This is a genomic window from Bradyrhizobium sp. CCGE-LA001 (genome assembly GCF_000296215.2).
In the GTDB taxonomy this organism is placed as follows: Bacteria; Pseudomonadota; Alphaproteobacteria; order Rhizobiales; family Xanthobacteraceae; genus Bradyrhizobium.
The window spans coordinates 3,226,345-3,244,594 of sequence record NZ_CP013949.1 but is presented as its reverse complement, the minus strand read 5'-3'; the positions used below and the strand labels follow the sequence as shown (position 1 = coordinate 3,244,594).

Here is an 18,250-nt window from a genome sequence, read left to right as displayed (position 1 = left end):
GAATGCGATCACTTCCGCAGATCGAGGTTAATGAGCCAATAGATTGATCTGGACACGCGAAATCCCGGCACGGACTTTGCTCGGGAGGCCCTGCAAAGTTCACGCTTTGGCAGATCGGCGGCCATTCCGGCGAGCCGTTCCGCATTCAAGCGGCTGATCGCACCTTCTTCAGTCGCCGATGCGGCCCAGTGCCGCCGTTCGGTCAAACCGGGCTTTGCTTGATCTGGGACAATGGAGACGGCGATGTACCATCGTGAAGCAATCGACTTGGCGGCGGCGCCGCTTTGGCCAGCTGAATCCTCGACCACGTATTAACACTCGGGGTTATTCGGCATGCTAGGCTGGTGCCGGTATCGGAGCCTTTCTCTTCAGGGGAGACTCACCCCTTAATCCCCATGATCCAATCCATCATCCAATTCATGCGGCGCGATGTGACGCGCGGTGTCGCCGGCACCATCCTTCTCAAGGTTGGCAGCGGCGCATTTGCGTTTGCGTTGTTCTCGCTTGCGGCGCGGACGATGTCGCCAGATGGGTTCGGCATCTTTGCAACCTGGCTTTCGGTCGCTCAGATTGCATCGGTCGTGGGCCTGGTCGGCCAGGAAGCCCTCCTGGTGCGCTTCCTGAATGAGTATCAGGTCGGAAATCGGCTCGATCTCACCAAGGGTATCCTGCGGTCGAGCCTGAAGATCTCCTCTCTCGCAATGCTGATCGTGATCGGCGCGATCGCGACGGCAGCGTACGTGAAGGGGGACTGGTGGCTGCTGATCCTCGCTGTGTCCGCCTATACTGCGGTGAATGCAGGGCTGATGCTGGGCAGCCAGGTTGCGCGCTCGCTGGTCAGTATCCTGATGGGGGAAGGAAACAGGGAGTTCTTCTGGCGGGTCGGCGTCGTCCTGTTCCTGCTCGCAATCCTGTTAGGCCATGGCCGGCTCGATCCCGCCGAATTGTTCGCGGTCATGACGGTCGCCATGACTGTCGGCCTCGGGGCACAGGTCGTTTCAGTCGCAAGAGCTCTGCCGGATCTCAGCGGCACAGCGGCACGCTACGAGCCGTCGCGCTGGAGGTCGAGCGCGCTGCATTTCTGGATCGCGTCCGTTCTGGAAGCCGCGAACCAGTATTTTGACGTCATTCTGGTTTACTGGATGCTGGATCCGGCGACCGCCGGGGTCTATTTCGCCGCCTCGCGCCTTGCCAACATCTTCGCCATGCTGTCGGCAGCGCTCTACAGCTTCGGTGCGCGCCGGCTTCCTTCGCTGTACTTCAGCAAAAACCATCGCGAGTTCGAGCGGACGCTCAAGCTGATGGCGGAGGTGACCGGGCTTTGCGTGATCAGCGGCCTTGTCCTGATCTGGATTGGCGGCCCCTATCTTCTCAACCTGTTCGGGCCTCATTTCGCCGCGCAGCACTGGGTCCTGATCGTGCTCGCGATCGGAACGGCGATTCAGGCAGCTGGCGGTCCGTCTGCGGCGATATTGCAGCTCACCGGCCACGAGCGCATCTATGTTCCCGTCGTCGCAGCGAACGTAGGGCTGCGACTTGTCGGATTTGTCGTGCTGATCCCCTGGCTGGGCGTGCTTGGCGCGGCGATCTCCGCCACGGTGTCGCTGTCGCTTGCCACCATCGCGCTCAATGTGCTGTGCCGCCAGCGGTCCGGAGTCGATCCCTCAATTCTCGCGCTGTTGCGCTTTGGCGGATCGAAACGCGGCACCTACGCAGTCCACGGCGCCGACACTAGCGATTAGGATCGCGCTCAAACGCCGCAAGAACGGTGCAGCCCGGCGACCGTCAGCCGACCAAGCCGAGCGCTTCACCGCGCCGTTGAGCCGACGACGGATCTGCGGGCACGTGATTGACGACGATACCGGTCGGCACGCCGCCGAAACGGGAGAGCGCCGCCGTCACCCTGCGCATCGCGGCTGAATCGATTGCGTCTTCGCGACCGACCAGGACGACCAGATCGGTATGAGCAGCCAGGGCCGCCACCTCCGGCTGTAAGGCAAGCGATGTTGCGTGCACGATGATCAGATCGAATTCCGAACGAATATCGTCCGCGGGCGACGGCTGGGGCAGCCTGCCGGCGCTCAGAAGCTCGTCGACGCTGCGGAAATCTGCCGTGGTCATGCCGTCTGCCGGACCCATGGCCGACGCGATCTTGGCACCGCCGAGATCTGGTTCGACACGGATCAGGACGCTCAGCTTTCCCCTGTTCACTGCCCATCGGTTCAGCGACCGTGCGACCGTGTTGCCGCCGGCACGCTTTCCGACCGACATCACGAGAACGACCTTCCCCAGAGAGCCCGGCAATTTCTCCAGCCTGTCGAAGAGCGGCAGGAGGTGGGGACCGAGATCGAGCTCCACCGCGGACACCGGTCCTTGCCAGATATTTCGCGGCGCTTCGGCGGGCACGAGGTCGGGAATGCGAGTCCACACCGGCGGACGCGGCCACGCTTCAGCTTGGCGCGGAGCCGGCTCGGGATCGCGCGCATCAGGAACCGATTTGTCCGGCCCGCGCCCCGTTGCGACGACGACCGCGGTCGATGTCAGCAGCGAGCCGATCGCGAGCGCGGCCAGCAGCAAAGGCAGCGGCGGAAGGGTCGAGCGCAACGGCGGAATGGCAAGCGAAGCGACCTTGGTCTGAGAGCTCTGCAGCAGGCGCTGCTCGTTCGTGGTCTTGGACCGCGACAGGAATTGCTCGTAGATGTTCCTGTTGGCCTCGGCGTCGCGCTGCAGCTCCTGGAGCTTCACCAGGGCCTGACCATCGACGAGGAGCTGCGATTCAGCCGCCTTCATCTGGCTTTCGAGCGCCTTCTGCTGATCGCGCTGGGCCTCGTATTCCGACTTTGCGGTGTCGATGCCCTTCTTCCGTTCGACCTCGATCTGTCTGTTGAGGTCGTTCAGCTGGCCGTACGACATCACGAGATCGGGATGGCGATCGCCGAGCACCGCGCGCTTCTGCGCAATCTGATCGTTGAGCGCCGATCGCTGGGCTCGCAGCGCGCTGAGGAGATCCTGCCTGACGGGACTCTCGACATTCGCTTTCACGTCGCGCTGCGCCTGCTCGTAGCGAGCTTTGGCCTCCTCGGTCCGCACGCGCGCAGCAGCCACCTGCTGCGACAGCTCGGTCACCCGCAATTGCTGGGTCGTGGCATCCTTGCCGGCGTTGACGATCCTGTGCTCCAGCTTGAACGCGGCGACGGCGTCCTCCGACGCCTTCAGCCGGTCGCTCAAAGTCTTCAGCCGGCCGCCGAGCCAGTCCGCGGCCTCGTCGGTGGCTTCGCTGCGGATACGGCTCTGTCTGGCGACGAACGCCTCGGCAATGGCGTTGGCGTAGTAAGCGGCCCGCTCCGATCGGTTCGAGGTGAACCGGAAGGCGATGACATAGGTCAGCCCACGACGGGAAATGTCGAGGCGGTTGCGGAAACGCTCGAGCAGGCGCGCAGGATCGGTGTATCCGCCGGAAAGGTCCGGATCATCGCGGACCTTGAGCTCTTCGATCAGCGGCTTGAGGAAGCCGTCGGACTTCGCCACTTCGACCAGACTTTGCAGCGCGGCGCTGTCCTGTCCAATGCCCGGCAGGACGTCCTGCTCCGTCGTTATGCGCTGCTCGCGCGGATCGACGACGACCAGTGCGGTCGCGGCATAACGGGTCGGGATCACCAGCAGAACGACTGCGCCGAACGCGAAGATCGCGAGAGCGAGCGTCAATATCCGCCGGGCATTTTCGCGAAGGAAGGCAAGCGAAGCGGCCACAGTCAGCGCGCCGCGAGCGCGGGCGGCGGTCCTGCCGGCCGCACCGTTCGACGAATTCCGCTCCCACGACGCGGCAATGCCGGTCGATCCGGAACTTGTCGGGTCTGCGCGGCGACCGAACGTCATGGACTTTACTCGGATTCAACTGGCGAACACTGTTCAGTGGCCTGCTCCACCGTAAATATCTATGGTTAATCCGGGGTTACCCATCCCTCGCGCGACCATGACCAATTGGTTAATGCGCTCGCTTCGCTTGCCTTGGAAACCACCAGGATTCTCCGGCGACAACACTGTTCCGACCTCCGATGCATTAACTCCGTTTGTTGCTAGTCGATGTCCGCCGGATGCCCGCATGGTAGGTACGGGATCAAGCAAGGTGAAAATTTCGTTTCTTCAGCGGGTCGGGATCCGTGCTCCATTACCAGCCAAACAAGGAGTTGGGCGAGACGACGGCGACAGCACTCACCCCGTCCGGAGGCAACGGACGGAAGCTGCACGTCCTTCTCGTACAGACCCAGGCCGAAAACGCCGGCGCTCAGGAGATCACCAGGCTGCTCGGCGCCGGTCTCTCCGCGCGGGGTCACCGCGTCACCAACCTGTTCTTCTTCCGCAAGTCGGATTCATTCGACGAGCCGCCCAATACGCTCTATTGCGCCCCGGGCCGGCCGGGGCATCCGCTGGCTCTGCTGCGAATGCTGTGGACGCTCGGCCGCCATATCAGGACAACCGGGCCCGACGCCGTTCTGACGTTCCAGCATTTCGGCAACGTCATCGGCGCCGGCGTGTCGCGCCTCGTGTGCCGCGCGCCCGTCATCGCCAACCAGGTCTCGTCCGCGCTGTCGATGAGCTGGCCGGTCCGCACGGCCGACATCGTCATGGGCAGCCTCGGCTTCTTCGACCGCATCACGCTCAATTCGAAGGACATGGAGCGCGAATATTCGCGTTATCCCGCGGCCTATCGCTCGCGCATGGTCCACGTGCCGCACGGCTTCGACGACAAGGCGCTCACCCTGTCGAAGGAAGCTGCACGTCAGGAATTCAATCTGCCGCGGGATCATATCCTGCTCGGCTGCGCAGCACGCCTGCACCCGCACAAGCGACTGGATGCGGCGATACGTCTGTTACCGGATGAACCGTCCTGGCACCTCGCACTGGCCGGACAAGGCGCCGATGAAGCCCGGCTGAAGCAGCTGGCTGACGATCTGAAGGTGTCGGACCGGCTATATCTGCTCGGCGAAATCCCGCCGCGCCGGATGGCGGACTTTCTCGCCTGCCTGGACGTGTTCGTGTTTCCGACGCAGGCCGAAACCTTCGGCCTGGCCGCGGTCGAGGCCGCAAACGCCGGTGTTCCCTCCGTCGTCACCGACCTTCCCGTGCTGCGCGAGGTGCTGTCCTTCGAAGGAAAGCCGACGGCCCTGTTCGTCGATGCGTCCGACCATACGAAGCTGTCGGCAGCCGTCTCCAGCCTTTTGACGGATCAGCAACTGAGCGACGAACTGCGACAAAACGCCAAAGGCCTGCGGCTGCGCTATTCGGTAGATGCCATGGTGGAGGAATACGTTCGGCTTCTCAGCCAAGTCATTTGACGGGGCACCTTGGAATAGATTGGCTCGACATGATCATCGAGTTTCGCTGTGAACGTGAGCATGCGCGGCGATGGATGGACCGCGAGACGCTGTCGGTCGACGGCAAGGATGTCCCTGTTCAGATCGTTTGGACGGCGACGGCGCAGCCACGCCCCGGCGGCCTGGACGCACTGTTCGAACTCGAACGCCTGGTGTTGCACAAGGGCAAACGCAACGGCGCCGGCAAGCTGAACATCATCCCGGACCGCACGCCGGCGCGCGCCGGCACGCCCGACGTGGTCGTCGATTTCACCGGCGGCGCCCGGGATCCCAAATGTCCTGCTCGGCTGTATCTGCGCCCATTGTTCAATGGAACCGCAGGTGAAAACGCTGCGCTCGCCGCCATTCTCGCCGGTGATCTTCCGGTGATCGAGATCGTCAACGACTTCGATGGTGCCGTCCTCGATCGCGGTCACCCTTCCGGAGAGATCGCAGCCGGCCTCAGCGGCGCGCTCGAAACCGTCATGGCGCGAACCCTGACCATGGTGGCGGCCATCCTGTCGGAGCGCCCGCGCATCGTGCCGCAATTGGCGCGTCCAGCCGGAAACGGCACCGTCCGGCACCCGGCGGCGTATGTCGCGCGCGGCCTCGCCGTATCGGTTGCCAAGGAGATCTATCGGCTCTGCTGCTATGCCCCGCATTGGCATATCGGATGGCGCTTCAATGACGGCCCAGGCGTCTGGCAAAGCGGAAATCTGTCAGGACCAGGCTGGAATGTCCTCGGCGATCCCGGCCATCGCTTCTACGCCGATCCGTTTCCCATCACATGGCAGGGGCGGACTTTCGTCTTCTTCGAGGATCTCGATCATCGGGTTGGAAAAGGCACCATTTCTGCGATCGAGTTCAACGATGCAGGCCCGGTGGGCGATGTTGTGCCGGTGCTGGAGGAGCCCTGGCATCTCTCCTATCCGTTCCTGATCGAGGACGATGGCGTGTTGTGGATGATCCCGGAGAGCTCGACCCATGGCGACGTCGCGCTCTACAAATGCGTTCGCTTTCCGGACAAGTGGGAGCGGCACACCACGCTCCTGTCCGGCCTCGAGCTCGCCGATGCCACGATCACCCGGCACAACGGCCTGCACTATCTGTTTGGAGCCTGGCGCGACGGAACGGGCGGCTATTCGGATTCGCTGGCGATCTATTGCGCCGACCACCTCCTCGGCCCCTGGTTGCCCCACGCCAGCAATCCGGTCCTGATCGATCGTGCGACCACGCGGCCGGCAGGGCATTTTGTCACCATCGATGGCAAATTGTGGCGCCCGGTTCAGAATTGTGCCGACGGTTACGGCGCAGCGCTTGCGCTGGCGGAAATCGTCGAACTGTCGCCGACGACATTCAGGCAGGCCGTCCGCCACGCCATCAAGCCCGGACCGGCATGGCCCGGCCGGAAGCTGCATACGCTGAACCGCTGCGGCCGGCTCGAGGTGATCGACGGGTCGCGTGTACAACCCAAGACCAGCGCCTTCGCGAGCAAGTCTCCATCGGCCGTGTTACGTGCGCGCGCCAATCCTTCTACTGTCCTTTAGCCCGGCTAAGGACGCCTCCAATCGTGCCGGCTTGTGACGCGCCGCCGCGCCAGGCCACGATCTGGTCGGGGCGTATCAAAGCAAGATCCGCCTCGTAAACATCGCGCATGGATTCCGGCAGCGTGACGAGCTTCACGTCGACTCCGAGCATGCCGACGGCGTCAGCGACTGCCGCGTCAGCCGTTTCGACGTCGCCGAACTGAAGCAGGGTCCACTCGAACCCGAACAGGTCATACAGGGACACGCCGCCTTCAAGCCACGCATGCGGTGCGCGGCCGCCGGGGCAAGCACTCGGGACATAGACGTTCGCAGCGTCGGGCGGCGGCTGGCTGCCATCGGAGATGATGATCGGCGAGCCGTCATAACGTCCGCCGAACGTGACGCCTGGAATGTTGAATTCGGCGCGCGCGTGCCGTTCGAGATAGGCACCGGCAATCCGCCGTGCCTCATCGCCCTCGTCCGTCGCATCCTCGATCTCCGGCGCGGGCGCGAACAGGCCGAGGGAGTCGGCAAAGCGCCGCGCATAATCCGTGTTGCGAAGCGCCACCGGACGTCGCTCGATCTCGTAGCTGTCCAGCAGGGCGAGTGGGCTGACGCCCTTGACGACGCTTGCGAGCTTCCAGCCGAGATTGACCGCATCCTCGATCGCGGTGTTGTAGCCGAGCCCTCCCGTCGGCGTGAACAGATGCGCGGCATCGCCGCCGAGGAAGACCCTGCCACGCTGCATTCCGTTCGCGACCAGCGCGTGGCCAGCGGTCCAGGTCAGGAACGACAACACCTCGCAGTCAATCGGCGCTCCGCAGGCGCGCTGGAATGCGGCCTTGGCCTCGTTGACCGTGATCGCACTTTCGTCTTCGCCCGGCCGGAGCTGGGTGTGGAACGCGAATTCGTCGCGCCCGTTCACCGATGCCATGAAGGCGCGGCGATCGCCGTTGAAGCAATTGTACATCCACGCCTTGGCGTGTGGGATGCTCGCGTAGAAATCGGGCGAGCGGACATAGACCGCCAGCATGCGACCGCCCATGAAATCGCGCTGCATCCCGGTCTCACCTCCATAGGTGACGCCGAGCGATTGACGAACCATCGAGCGCGGCCCGTCGGCGCCAACCAGGAAGTCGGCCCGGACCTGACAGCGACTGCCATCGTCGAGACGCTCGATGTCGCCGACGATGCCGGCATCGCTTTCGACGTAACCGATGAGCCTATGGCCATAATTCAGCTTGATGCCGGGCAGCCGTTCGGCGTGGCGGCGTAGCACCGCTTCGACATATTTCTGCGAGACCCGATGCGGCAGCTCCGCGGCACTCCAGGAGCCTGACAGGCCCTTGACGAGCTCACCTGCCCGCGACGATGACGGCAGCGCGAACCGCGCCAGCTCATAACCTGCGTAACGCGTGAAATACGCAACGTCGGTCGGATAGTCCGCAGGCAAACCCTCCCGCCTGATCTCGTCGGCAAAGCCCATCCGGCGGTAATGCTCCATCGAGCGCGCCTGCGTCGCATTGGCCTGCGGATTGAACGCCGTGCCGGGTTTTTCATCGACCAGGATCGCGGACACGCCGCGCCGGCCGAGCTCGTTGGCCAGCATCAGTCCGCAGGGGCCCCCGCCCACGATGAGCACCGCGGCCGTCAGACGTGTCTCCAAGACGCTTCTCCCTACCAGCATCATCGTGCATGGTAAGGTTACCTGACGAAATCGTCAAGCCGCCTGACTAATCGGCATCATCCAACGTGTCGAACTCCGCGCCGTAGACCGCGAGCCCTTTCAGAATCGCATCCATCGTGGCCTTGCCGAGCTCTGCGCGCATCTCCTGCTCAGCAATGTCGACCGCATCGCGGAATGCATCGAGCCATTTGCGCCCGGCCGGGGTGAACATGACGATGCGCGCGCGCCGGTCGGTCGGATCGGCGACGCGATCGACGAGACCGAGCTCGGCGCATTGGTCGACCAGCTCGCCCATCGCTTGCTTGCTCATGGAGGCGCGGCGGGCGAGCTCGGTGAGCCGCGTCCCCTCCACGTCGAGATTGCGCGTGAGGCCGACATGTGCGATGCGCGTCTCGTCGTGGCCGCGCTCGCTCATCAATTCGAGCACCCGGCCCTCGAAACGCCGCACCGCGTTGTTGAGCAGGCGGCCGACATTGGCGTGCCGCCACGCGGTCCCGGATGTTCTTGCCTTCACGAGCTATGCTTCCGAATCGACGATCGAGATCGCGCCAAGCTAACACAAGAGGCAGGCCGGCGGCGCTCGCATAGCCGATCATCGCACATGAGTTAGCGAACGGCGTCGATCAAGACGCCGCCCGTCATCGCGCATCTAGGCGTGACCGCTACGTGGCGGCGATTACTGAGAACGATCCGACGTCCAGCCCTTGTACTCGGCGACGTTGTCCCTGGTCACCAGCTTGGACGGCAGGAGCTCGACCGTCGAGGCCGGTTTCTGGCCATTGAGAATGCCGACACCGACCTGAACGGCCCGCCGCGCCATGAAGAACGGATCCTGCGAAGCCGAGGCCTGGATCTGCGGCGATTGCGGATCCTTCAGCGCAGCCTCGATGTCGGGCGCGCCGTCGACCGCCGTGATGACGATGCCGGTGCGGTTCTGCTGGCGCGCCGCAAGATCGGTGCCGATCGCCTGCGGATCGTTGATGGCGAAGATGGCGTCGATCTTGGGGAAACGGGTGAGATAGCCCTGCGCAATGGTGAGACCGCCCTCGCGCGAGCCCTTGCCGTCCTGATCGCTGGACAGCACCTTGATGCCGGGATTCTTCGAGAGCACATTCTTGCAGCCGACGACCCGGTCGATCACGGCGGAGACCTGCGGCCCGTTCTCGATGATGACGTCGCCCTTCCCTCCCAGTTTGTCGACGATGTACTGGCAGGAGATCTCGCCCGCCTGGACGTTGTTCGTGGTCACGGTGGCGTCGGCGCCTTCGGCCGCAGTGTCGACCGCGACGACGACGATGCCCGCTGCCTGCGCCTTCTTGATCGCCGGCCCGATCGCCTTGGGATCACCCGGATTGAGCAGGATCAGGTCAACGCCGGCAGCAATGAAATTATCGATCTGGGTGACCTGCTTGCCGAGGTCGTATTCGAAGCCGACGGTCGTGATCTTCACATTGGGATTGGTCTTCTTGGCCTCGAACTCGGCGCCCTTCGACAGCGCGACGAAGAACGGGTTGCCCATCGATCCCAACGAGACGCCGATCGATTTGAGCTCCTTGGCGAAGGCTGGCGCGGTGCTTAGGGCAAGCGCCATGGCGGCGCCGGTAAGCATGATCGTCTTCAACATGGACTTCCTCCCTGGTCTGTCTTCGTCCCCGGCGCGGCAGACCAGTTGCCGCAACGGAACTTCGCATCAGGTTCTGGCGGAACCTCAGGTTCTGGCGGAGCCTTAGGTTCTGGCGGAGCCTTGCAGCCGGTAGCGGTCCAGCGCAACGGCACCGATGATCACCAGGCCCTTGATCACATATTGCCAGATGTCGGAGACACCGATGAGGATGAGGCCGTTCGAGAGCACGGCGATGATGAGCGCGCCGACCAGCGTGCCCCAGATCGAGCCGATGCCGCCGACGAAGGAGGTGCCGCCGAGGATCACGGCGGTGATCGCGTCGAGCTCATAGGACTGACCGAGCTGGAGGCCGTTGGCCGCGTAGAGCCGCGCCGCCTGCATGGCGGCGCCGAGCCCGGCGAAAAGTCCGGAGATGCCGTAGACGAAGATCAGCACCGCCCAGACCTTGATGCCGGCAAGCCGCGCCGCGCTTTCATTGCCGCCCACTGCATAGATATGCACACCGAGCACGGTCCGGCGCAGCACCAGCCACGAGACCAGGATGACCAGCAAGGCGATCACTGAGAGCCACGGGATCGAGGCGACGCCGGGGATGAGCGTCAGCGAGCCGTTGCCGATGAAGGCGTAGGGAATGGATGGATTGAACACGGTGGTGTCCGCCCCGAGCAGCCGCGCCAGACCGCGAACCGCCGTGAGAGAGCCGAGCGTGACGATGAAAGGCGGCAGGCGGAGCAGCGCAATCAGCGCGCCATTGACGATCCCGAAGCCGAGGCCGGTCAGCAGCGCCGCTGGCAGCCACAGCATCCCGAGCTCCGGCAGCTTGGACAGCGTCAACCCCGCCATCGCGGAGGCCGCCAGGATCGAGCCGACCGAGAGGTCGATGCCGCCGGTGAGGATGACGAAGGTCATCCCTGCGGCGAGCACGGTGTTCACCGCGGCCTGCTGCAACACGATGCCGAGATTTTGTCCGGTGAAGAAGCGTCCCTCGGACAACAGGTGGAAGCCGATGCAGAGGATCAGCAGCACCGGCAGCATGCCGAGCGCGCTGATCAGCACCCTCACCCGCTGGCGCCTTGTCTCGGCGGCAGCACCATTCGTCGTCGGGGCGGGCTGGACCTCCGAAGCACCATTCTCAGGCATCGAGTTGCTCCATCCCGGTGGCAAGCGCCATGATTTCTTCTTGTGTCAGGGGCGCATTGGAGCCGCGCGTCACCTCACCGGCGATGTGCCCGGCACGCATCACGAGGACGCGGTCGCATATGCCGATGATCTCGGGCAGATCGGACGAGATCACGAGGATCGCGGTGCCAGCCTTGGCCAGATTGTCGATGATCGAATAGATCTCGGACTTGGCGCCGACGTCGACGCCGCGCGTTGGCTCGTCGAGGATCAGGACCTTCGGCCCGATGGCGAGGAGCCGCGACAACAGCACCTTCTGCTGGTTGCCGCCGGACAGTCCACCGGCGGGGACGCCGATATTGGCAGCGCGGATGCTGAGCCCCGCGAACGCCCGGTCGGCCCGCTCGCGCGCCTTGTCGCGGTCCAGGAACCAGCCGAGCTTCGCATCGCGCGCGAGCACGGCCAGATTGATGTTGTCCAGACATGACATGTCGAGAAACAGGCCGAGCGCCTTCCTGTCCTCGGTCAGATAGGCGATGCCGGCCTCGAGTGCCGCACCGGGGCTACGGATGTCGATCGGACACCCCTCGAGTTCGAGATGGCCTGACGTTCGCGGCGTAGCGCCGATGACGAGATGCGCAAGCTCGGTGCGGCCGGCGCCGATCAGGCCGGCGAGACCCACCACCTCACCTGCATGCACGGTAAGCGAGCAACCCTTGACGCGCTGGCCATCGGCGATGTCGACCGCCGCGAGCACGGGATGCCCCCGCCCCGCCTCCGGATCGTGATCCTTCTTGTAGAACGATGAGACATCACGCCCGACCATCAGCCGCACGATGGTGTCGGCGCGGATGTCGGGCTTGTCGAGCGAGCCGACCAGCCGGCCGTCGCGCAGCACGGTGACACGGTCGCCGAGCGCGTAGACCTCATCCATGCGATGCGAGATGTAGATGATGGCCAGTCCCTCGGAGCGGAGCTGGCGGATCAGCGTGAACAGCCGCTCGCTTTCCGCGGCCGACAACGAGGTGGTCGGCTCGTCCATGATCAGGATCTTCGATCTCGCGTGCAGCGCACGCGCGATCTCGACCAGTTGCCGCTGGCCCATGGAAAGATGCGCCACCAGCGTCGATGGCAGGAAGTCTGCGCCCAGCCGCTTCAGGATCGGGCCGACACCCTCGCGCATGGCGCCGCGCGCCAGAAAACCTGATCGCGACATCTCCCGTCCCAGGTAAATATTCTCGGCTACGCTGAGATTGGGAGCCAGCGACAGTTCCTGGTAGATGATGGAGATCCCGGCGGCGCGCCCGCCGAGCGGCCCTTCGATCCGCGCCACCCTGCCCTCAATGCGGATCTCGCCGCCGGGATCAGGCCTGTAGGCGCCGGACAGGATCTTCATCAGCGTCGATTTGCCGGCGCCGTTCTCACCCATCAAGGCATGGATTTCGCCGGCATAGACTGTGAGATCGACTGAGCGCAGCGCCTTGATGCCGAAGAAGGACTTTGAGACCCCACGCATCTCGAGGATCGGATCGTTCATCGTGCCTCCCGGCGCACAATGCGTTTCCCACCCGCGTCTCGATCTTCGTGTCAGCGCGGCTCACGCATTAAACAAAAGGCGGCGGCACAGGGCAATACCGAACACACGGGAATGCAACATCGGGGCGATGCTAGTGGCGCGGCCGATACAGTTCGCGCCATGCGGGAAGCCGCTCGGCATAGGCATCGGTCAGCCCAGTGTCAGGTTCGAACGACTCGATGCGCTGCGGTCGTGTGCACACGGCCGTGATCGCCTCACCGGTGACAGCAAGCCGCCCCAATCTCGCCGCACCGAACGCCGCGCCAGTTTCACCTCCGGCGAAGCGATGGATCCGAACATTCAGCACGTTCGCCAGCACTGCGAGCCAGAACCGAGACCGCGAACCACCGCCGATGACGTCAGCTTCCGTAATCGCAATACCGGCATCCGCGAGCGCATCGCGGCAATCCGCGAGCGCGAAAGCAACGCCCTCGAGGACCGCCTGCACGATCGCCGCGCGATCTGTGCCATGGCTCAAGCCGTCGAGCATGCCGCGCACGTCGGGATCGTCGTGCGGGGTGCGCTCACCGGCGAGATAAGGCAGGAAGCTCACGGGCGACGGTCCGTGCGGACGCGATCCAAGCGGCGCCAGCAGTTCGGCCTCGCTGATGCCGAACAGACGCGCGGCCCAGGCGAGGCACGAGGCCGCCGAGAGGATCGCGCCGGCCTGAATCCACATGCCGGGAATGGCGTGGCAGAAGGTGTGCACCGCGCGGTCCGGGTTGGCGGCGATCGCGTTGGTCGGTGCCATGATGGCGCCTGAGGTTCCCAGCGACACGAACGCAGCTCCCGGCCGGATCGCACCGATGCCGACGGCGCCCGCCGGATTGTCGCCGGCGCCGCCCGCGATCACTGGCTCTCCGGTCATGCCCCAGCGCCGCGCGAGCTCGCTGCGCAATGTCGTTGCGGGCGCACATCCCTCGACCAGACGAGGCATGTGATCACGCGACAGGCCGGTCGCCGCCAGTGCCGCGTCCGACCAGTCCCGGCGCGCCGCGTCGAGCCAGAGCGAGCCCGATGCATCGGAGACGTCCTCGATGACTTCGCCTGATAGCACCAGGCGCAGATAAGCCTTAGGCAACAGAACGAGCTTCGTCGCCGCAAATATCTCAGGCTCGTGCGCTGCGATCCACAACAGCTTCGGCGCGGTGAAGCCCGGCATCGCCTTGTTGCCCGTCGTCGCCCGCAAGGCGGGCCACCGCTGCTCCAGGACGCGGCACTCGGCAGCGGAGCGTCCGTCGTTCCAGAGAATGCAGGGCCGCAACGGCCTCAGGCTCGCATCAAGCAGCGTGGCGCCATGCATCTGGCCGGACAGCCCGATGCCTTTGACTGAAGCCAGCGCGCCGGCATGCGACGCCTTCAGGGCATCCAGCGTGGCAAAGGTCGCATCGATCCACTGCGCGGGGTCCTGCTCGTAATAGCCCGATTGCGGCGAGACGGTCGCGATCGGCCGGCTCTCGCTTGCAATCACGCGCTGGGCATCGTCGACGAGAATGGTCTTGACCGCAGAGGTGCCGAGATCGATGCCGAGATACATGGATCCTCCCGCTCACTTCGCCGCGTCGATCCAGATTCCGGGCTGCGAATGCTCGCGGATGTGGCTGACCAGGAAGTCCGAGAACACCCTGATCTTGGCAGGCAGCCTGACGCGGTTTTGATAGGCGATGTTCATGGTGAGCAGCGGCAGCTCCCAGCCGTTCAGGACGGGCACCAGCCGCCCGGCCGCGATATCGCTCTGCACGATGTACAGCGGCTGGATCAAAATGCCGAGCCCCGCGCGCGCCGCCCCACAGATGATCTGGCCGTCATTGCTGTCGAGCGTCGGCGCGATCCGAATGGTCTGCGTCGTGCTGCCCTTGCTCAGCCGCAAGGAATAAGGATCGTTGGCAAGGTTGTAGATCAGCATGTTGTGGCGTGCGAGGTCGGCCGGATGTTCGGGCCGGCCGTGCTTCTCCAGATATGACGGAGCTGCCGCGAGCACACGATGCATCTGGCCGATGCGGCGGACAACGATGTTTGAATCCGGCTCGTGCTCCCTTGTGCGGATCGCGACGTCGATGCCGGCCTCGATGAAGTCCAGATAGCGGTTCGCGCTGATGATCTGCACGCTGAGATCAGGATAGAGCGCGCGGAAGGCGGGCAGCATCGGCGCGAGATAGATCATCGCGAAGGACAGCGAGCTCGTCACGCGCAGCATGCCCTTCGGCGACAGCGCGCGGTCGGAGACGGCGTCCTCGGCTTCGGCGAGCTCGTTCAGGAGCGTGCTGCAGCGCTGCAGCAATTCCTGTCCTGCTTCGGTCAGCCATTGCCGGCGCGTGTTGCGCTCGATCAACCGCACCGCAAGCCGCTCCTCCAGCGCACTGAGGTGTCGGCTCGCGGCCGCGTTCGACATCCGCAGCATTTCGGCAGCCTTGGAAAGACTGCCGAGTTCAGCGGTTTTGGAGAAGACCTCGAGTTGGAGCAGCCGGTCCATTTTTGCGAATTTAGGAAAAGAGACTTACAAATTTTGACCTTTATTTCCGCTTTCTGCAAGGCAAAATGGCGCCAACAAAGCACAATCGCAGGCGAGGAAATCAGGAAATGTCGGGCCCGATCAGGCACATCGTGATGTGGCGGCTGCGCGGGGAGAGCCCCGAGGAGCGCTCCGCCGCCCGGGTCAAGGTCAAGACCCTGTTCGAGGGCCTCAAGGGCCGGATCGACGGCCTCACCCATATCGAAGTCGGCATGGACGTCAGCGCGGTCGACTACGCCTGCGACGTGGTCTTGTTTTCCGAATTTACCGACCAGGCGGCACTGACCGCCTATGCCAACCATCCGGAACATCTGCGCGTGCGCGAGGCGCTGGGCGACTTGCGGATCGGGCGCTTTCAGGTCGATTATCCCATCAAAGAGACCGGCGCATGATCGGTTCGTTCACCTTTGAAAACCTGCCCTGCCGCGTCGTGTTCGGCAGCGGAACGCTGGCGTCCGCAAAGGCCGAAGTCGAGCGGCTCGGCGGCAAGCGCGCGCTGGTGCTGACGACGCCGCAGCAGGAGGCGCAGGGCAAGAGCCTGGGTGCGGCGCTCGGTCCGCTCTATGCCGGCATCTTTCCGGGCGCCACCATGCACACGCCAGTCGAGGTCACGGAACGTGCGCTCGCCGCGATGACGGCGTGCGAGGCCGACTGCGTCGTCTCGCTCGGCGGCGGATCGACCACGGGCCTCGGCAAGGCATTGGCCTTGCGCACGGGCGTCAACCAGCTCTGCATTCCCACCACCTATGCCGGCTCGGAGATGACCCCGATCGTCGGCCAGACCGAGAACGGCCTGAAGACCACGGTGCGCGACGCAGCGATCCTGCCGGAGACCGTGATCTATGATGTCGACCTCACCCTGACGCTGCCGCCGAGCCTGGCCGCGACATCCGGCATCAACGCGATCGCCCATGCGGTCGAGGCGCTCTACGCGCGCGACACCAATCCCGTCACGTCGCTGATGGCGGAAGAAGGCATCCGCGCGCTCGCGCGCGCCCTCCCCGCGATCGCGGCCAAGGCCGACGACCGCGAGGCCCGCACCGAAGCGCTGTATGGCGCTTGGCTGTGCGGTGTCTGCCTAGGTACGGTCGGCATGGCGCTGCATCACAAGCTCTGCCACACGCTCGGCGGCACCTTCGACCTGCCGCACGCCGAAACCCACACCATCGTGCTGCCGCATGCGCTGGCCTACAACGCGCCGGCCGTGCCCGATGCGATGGCGCGCATCTCGCGCGCGATCGGCGCGGCCGATGCGTCGCAGGGACTTTTCGACCTCGCAAAGCGGCTGGGCGCGAAACTCGCGCTGCGCGACGTCGGCATGCCCGAAAGCGGTATCGACAAGGCGGCCGATCTTGCCGTGACGAATGCCTACTGGAATCCGCGCGCGCTCGACCGGAATGCCATTCGCGACTTGATTGCACGCGCCTGGGCCGGCGAGCCGCCTGTTACCATCAAAGCTGCGGCTTGAGACGATGCGGCGCACGCTGATCAGATCCGCAACCGTCATCAGCATGGATGACGCGATCGGCGACCTCCCTACCGGCGACGTGCTGGTCGAGGGAAATCGTATCGTTGACGTGCGCCCATCGATCGACCTCGGCAGCGGCGAGGCGGAGATCATCGATGGCACGGGGCGCATCGTCATCCCCGGCCTCATCAACGCGCATATGCACACATGGCAGACTGGCTTGCGCGGCTACGCCGCCAATTGGACTCTGCTGGAATATTTCCGCCGCATGCATGCCGGGCTTGCGACCGTGTTCCGGCCCGAGGACATCCACATCGCGACGCTGGTCGGCGCGCTGAACCAGATCAATTGCGGCACCACCACCCTGGTTGACTGGTGCCACAACAACCCGACGCCTGATCACACCGACGCTGCCGTGCGCGGCCTGATCGATAGCGGCATCCGCGCCGCCTTCTTCCACGGCTCGCCAAAACCCGAGCCGAAGCCGGCCGAGCCGCATTTCTCGGAAGTGCCGCATCCGCGCCGCGAGGTCGAACGGCTGCTCGCAGGTCCGCTCGCCGACGGCGATGGTCTCGTCACGCTGGGACTCGCCATCCTCGGCCCGCATTACTCGACGCTCGACGTCGCCATGCACGATTTCCGCCTGGCGCGGGAGCTCAAGCTGATCGCATCAATGCATCAGGGCGGCGGGCCGGCCAAGACACCCGGCGGCTGGGACAAGCTGATCGAGGCTGGCCTGGTCGGCAATGGCATCAACATCGTCCATGGCAATGATCTGCCCGATGATCTCCTGGACCGGATGGTCGATCTCGGCGTGTCCTTCTCGGTGACGCCTGAGAACGAAATGATCCAGGGCCACGGCTTCCCGATCACCGGACGCCTCGTGGCGCGCGGCGTGCGGCCGACGATCGGGATTGATCTGGAATCCGTGCTGGCGGGCGATCTCTTCTCCGCCGCTCGCGTCGCGCTCTCGATGCAGCGGGCGCTCGACAATGCGGAGTCGCGCAAGACCAACGGCACCATCCCGGCAACGACCACGATTCCCGTCCGCGAGGCGCTACGCTGGATCACCACGGAAGGCGCGCGCATGCTCGGCCGCGAGCATCAGATCGGCTCGCTGACGCCGGGCAAGCTCGCCGACCTCGTCATCATCAACGCCTCGGACCTCAACCTCTTTCCCGTGCATGATCCCGTCGCGACCGTCGTGATGCAGACGAGCCTTGCCAATATCGAGGCCGTCATGATCGGCGGCGCCTGGAAGAAGCGCGATGGCCGGCTGCTGGTTGACGGGCTGGAGGCCAAGAAGCAGCTTCTGGCACAATCCGGCCAGCGGCTGGTGCAAGACATCGAACGACAGGGACGCGCTGCCTGACGGCGCCAATGG

At 64.6% G+C, this 18,250-nt stretch carries 15 protein-coding genes; 6 read left to right on the top strand and 9 right to left on the bottom strand.

Translation table 11 applies throughout. The features are described 5' to 3' along the window. Positions 1-8: 8 nt before the first annotated feature. Positions 9-308, bottom strand: a complete 300-nt coding sequence (locus BCCGELA001_RS37075; RefSeq protein WP_144441317.1) for a hypothetical protein — start codon at positions 306-308, stop codon at positions 9-11. Positions 309-395: 87 nt separating this feature from the next. Here BCCGELA001_RS37075 and BCCGELA001_RS14965 point away from each other — a divergent pair, with 87 nt between their 5' ends. After that, positions 396-1,742, top strand: coding sequence for a lipopolysaccharide biosynthesis protein (locus BCCGELA001_RS14965; RefSeq protein ID WP_008554538.1), 1,347 nt, complete (start codon positions 396-398; stop codon positions 1,740-1,742). A 43-nt stretch (positions 1,743-1,785) separates the two neighbouring features. Here the strand turns inward: BCCGELA001_RS14965 and BCCGELA001_RS14960 are convergent, their stop codons facing one another. Then, positions 1,786-3,876, bottom strand: coding sequence for a GumC family protein (locus BCCGELA001_RS14960; RefSeq protein WP_008554537.1), 2,091 nt, complete (start codon positions 3,874-3,876; stop codon positions 1,786-1,788). A gap of 284 nt (positions 3,877-4,160) precedes the next feature. Between BCCGELA001_RS14960 and BCCGELA001_RS14955 the strand changes: the two genes are divergently transcribed. Both BCCGELA001_RS14955 and BCCGELA001_RS14950 read left to right on the top strand, forming a co-directional pair. Then, positions 4,161-5,336 (top strand): glycosyltransferase family 4 protein, encoded by a 1,176-nt coding sequence (locus BCCGELA001_RS14955; protein ID WP_008554535.1) that lies wholly within the window; start codon positions 4,161-4,163, stop codon positions 5,334-5,336. Positions 5,337-5,365: 29 nt separating this feature from the next. Further along, positions 5,366-6,901: a glucosamine inositolphosphorylceramide transferase family protein gene (locus BCCGELA001_RS14950; protein WP_008554533.1), complete on the top strand. Its 1,536-nt coding sequence runs from the start codon at positions 5,366-5,368 to the stop codon at positions 6,899-6,901. Here the strand turns inward: BCCGELA001_RS14950 and BCCGELA001_RS14945 are convergent. The 7 genes from BCCGELA001_RS14945 to BCCGELA001_RS14915 all read right to left on the bottom strand — a co-directional run bounded on the left by BCCGELA001_RS14945 (position 6,888) and on the right by BCCGELA001_RS14915 (position 15,359). Further along, positions 6,888-8,567, bottom strand: a complete 1,680-nt coding sequence (locus BCCGELA001_RS14945) for an FAD-dependent oxidoreductase (protein ID WP_060737659.1) — start codon at positions 8,565-8,567, stop codon at positions 6,888-6,890. The genes BCCGELA001_RS14950 and BCCGELA001_RS14945 overlap by 14 nt on opposite strands. A gap of 46 nt (positions 8,568-8,613) precedes the next feature. Then, positions 8,614-9,081 (bottom strand): MarR family winged helix-turn-helix transcriptional regulator, encoded by a 468-nt coding sequence (locus BCCGELA001_RS14940; RefSeq protein WP_008554528.1) that lies wholly within the window; start codon positions 9,079-9,081, stop codon positions 8,614-8,616. Between the two features lie 162 nt (positions 9,082-9,243). Beyond that, positions 9,244-10,191 carry an ABC transporter substrate-binding protein gene (locus BCCGELA001_RS14935; RefSeq protein ID WP_008554526.1) on the bottom strand — a complete coding sequence of 316 codons (948 nt, stop codon included), beginning with the start codon at positions 10,189-10,191 and terminating at the stop codon, positions 9,244-9,246. A gap of 102 nt (positions 10,192-10,293) precedes the next feature. Next, positions 10,294-11,331, bottom strand: coding sequence for an ABC transporter permease subunit (locus BCCGELA001_RS14930; RefSeq protein WP_060735662.1), 1,038 nt, complete (start codon positions 11,329-11,331; stop codon positions 10,294-10,296). Next, positions 11,324-12,847 (bottom strand): sugar ABC transporter ATP-binding protein, encoded by a 1,524-nt coding sequence (locus BCCGELA001_RS14925; protein WP_008554525.1) that lies wholly within the window; start codon positions 12,845-12,847, stop codon positions 11,324-11,326. Before BCCGELA001_RS14925 ends, BCCGELA001_RS14930 begins: the two co-directional genes overlap by 8 nt. 130 nt (positions 12,848-12,977) lie before the next feature. Further along, a complete protein-coding gene (xylB, locus tag BCCGELA001_RS14920) occupies positions 12,978-14,423 on the bottom strand; it encodes a xylulokinase (RefSeq protein ID WP_008554523.1) in 1,446 nt (481 codons plus the stop codon). A gap of 12 nt (positions 14,424-14,435) precedes the next feature. Further along, the gene (locus BCCGELA001_RS14915) at positions 14,436-15,359 is read right to left on the bottom strand and encodes a LysR family transcriptional regulator (protein WP_008554522.1); all 924 of its coding nucleotides are present in this window, start codon (positions 15,357-15,359) and stop codon (positions 14,436-14,438) included. A 107-nt stretch (positions 15,360-15,466) separates the two neighbouring features. On the opposite strand from BCCGELA001_RS14915, the gene BCCGELA001_RS14910 reads away from it, so the two are divergent. The 3 genes from BCCGELA001_RS14910 to BCCGELA001_RS14900 are packed head-to-tail and all read left to right on the top strand — an operon-like array spanning position 15,467 to position 18,238. After that, a complete protein-coding gene (locus tag BCCGELA001_RS14910) occupies positions 15,467-15,790 on the top strand; it encodes a Dabb family protein (RefSeq protein WP_008554520.1) in 324 nt (107 codons plus the stop codon). Further along, positions 15,787-16,866, top strand: coding sequence for a maleylacetate reductase (locus BCCGELA001_RS14905; protein ID WP_060735661.1), 1,080 nt, complete (start codon positions 15,787-15,789; stop codon positions 16,864-16,866). Before BCCGELA001_RS14910 ends, BCCGELA001_RS14905 begins: the two co-directional genes overlap by 4 nt. Positions 16,867-16,870: 4 nt before the next feature. Continuing rightward, the gene (locus BCCGELA001_RS14900; protein WP_060735660.1) at positions 16,871-18,238 is read left to right on the top strand and encodes an amidohydrolase family protein; all 1,368 of its coding nucleotides are present in this window, start codon (positions 16,871-16,873) and stop codon (positions 18,236-18,238) included. Positions 18,239-18,250: the final 12 nt, after the last annotated feature.

What these genes read in the sequence shown, in the direction of transcription:
- BCCGELA001_RS14965 (WP_008554538.1), top strand. Translation starts at nt 396, where the DNA reads ATGATCCAATCCATCATCCAATTCATGCGGCGCGATGTGACGCGCGGT.
- BCCGELA001_RS14960 (WP_008554537.1), bottom strand. Translation starts at nt 3,876, where the DNA reads ATGACGTTCGGTCGCCGCGCAGACCCGACAAGTTCCGGATCGACCGGC.
- BCCGELA001_RS14950 (WP_008554533.1), top strand. Translation starts at nt 5,366, where the DNA reads ATGATCATCGAGTTTCGCTGTGAACGTGAGCATGCGCGGCGATGGATG.
- BCCGELA001_RS14945 (WP_060737659.1), bottom strand. Translation starts at nt 8,567, where the DNA reads ATGCTGGTAGGGAGAAGCGTCTTGGAGACACGTCTGACGGCCGCGGTG.
- BCCGELA001_RS14935 (WP_008554526.1), bottom strand. Translation starts at nt 10,191, where the DNA reads ATGTTGAAGACGATCATGCTTACCGGCGCCGCCATGGCGCTTGCCCTA.
- BCCGELA001_RS14930 (WP_060735662.1), bottom strand. Translation starts at nt 11,331, where the DNA reads ATGCCTGAGAATGGTGCTTCGGAGGTCCAGCCCGCCCCGACGACGAAT.
- BCCGELA001_RS14925 (WP_008554525.1), bottom strand. Translation starts at nt 12,847, where the DNA reads ATGAACGATCCGATCCTCGAGATGCGTGGGGTCTCAAAGTCCTTCTTC.
- xylB (WP_008554523.1), bottom strand. Translation starts at nt 14,423, where the DNA reads ATGTATCTCGGCATCGATCTCGGCACCTCTGCGGTCAAGACCATTCTC.
- BCCGELA001_RS14915 (WP_008554522.1), bottom strand. Translation starts at nt 15,359, where the DNA reads ATGGACCGGCTGCTCCAACTCGAGGTCTTCTCCAAAACCGCTGAACTC.
- BCCGELA001_RS14910 (WP_008554520.1), top strand. Translation starts at nt 15,467, where the DNA reads ATGTCGGGCCCGATCAGGCACATCGTGATGTGGCGGCTGCGCGGGGAG.
- BCCGELA001_RS14905 (WP_060735661.1), top strand. Translation starts at nt 15,787, where the DNA reads ATGATCGGTTCGTTCACCTTTGAAAACCTGCCCTGCCGCGTCGTGTTC.
- BCCGELA001_RS14900 (WP_060735660.1), top strand. Translation starts at nt 16,871, where the DNA reads ATGCGGCGCACGCTGATCAGATCCGCAACCGTCATCAGCATGGATGAC.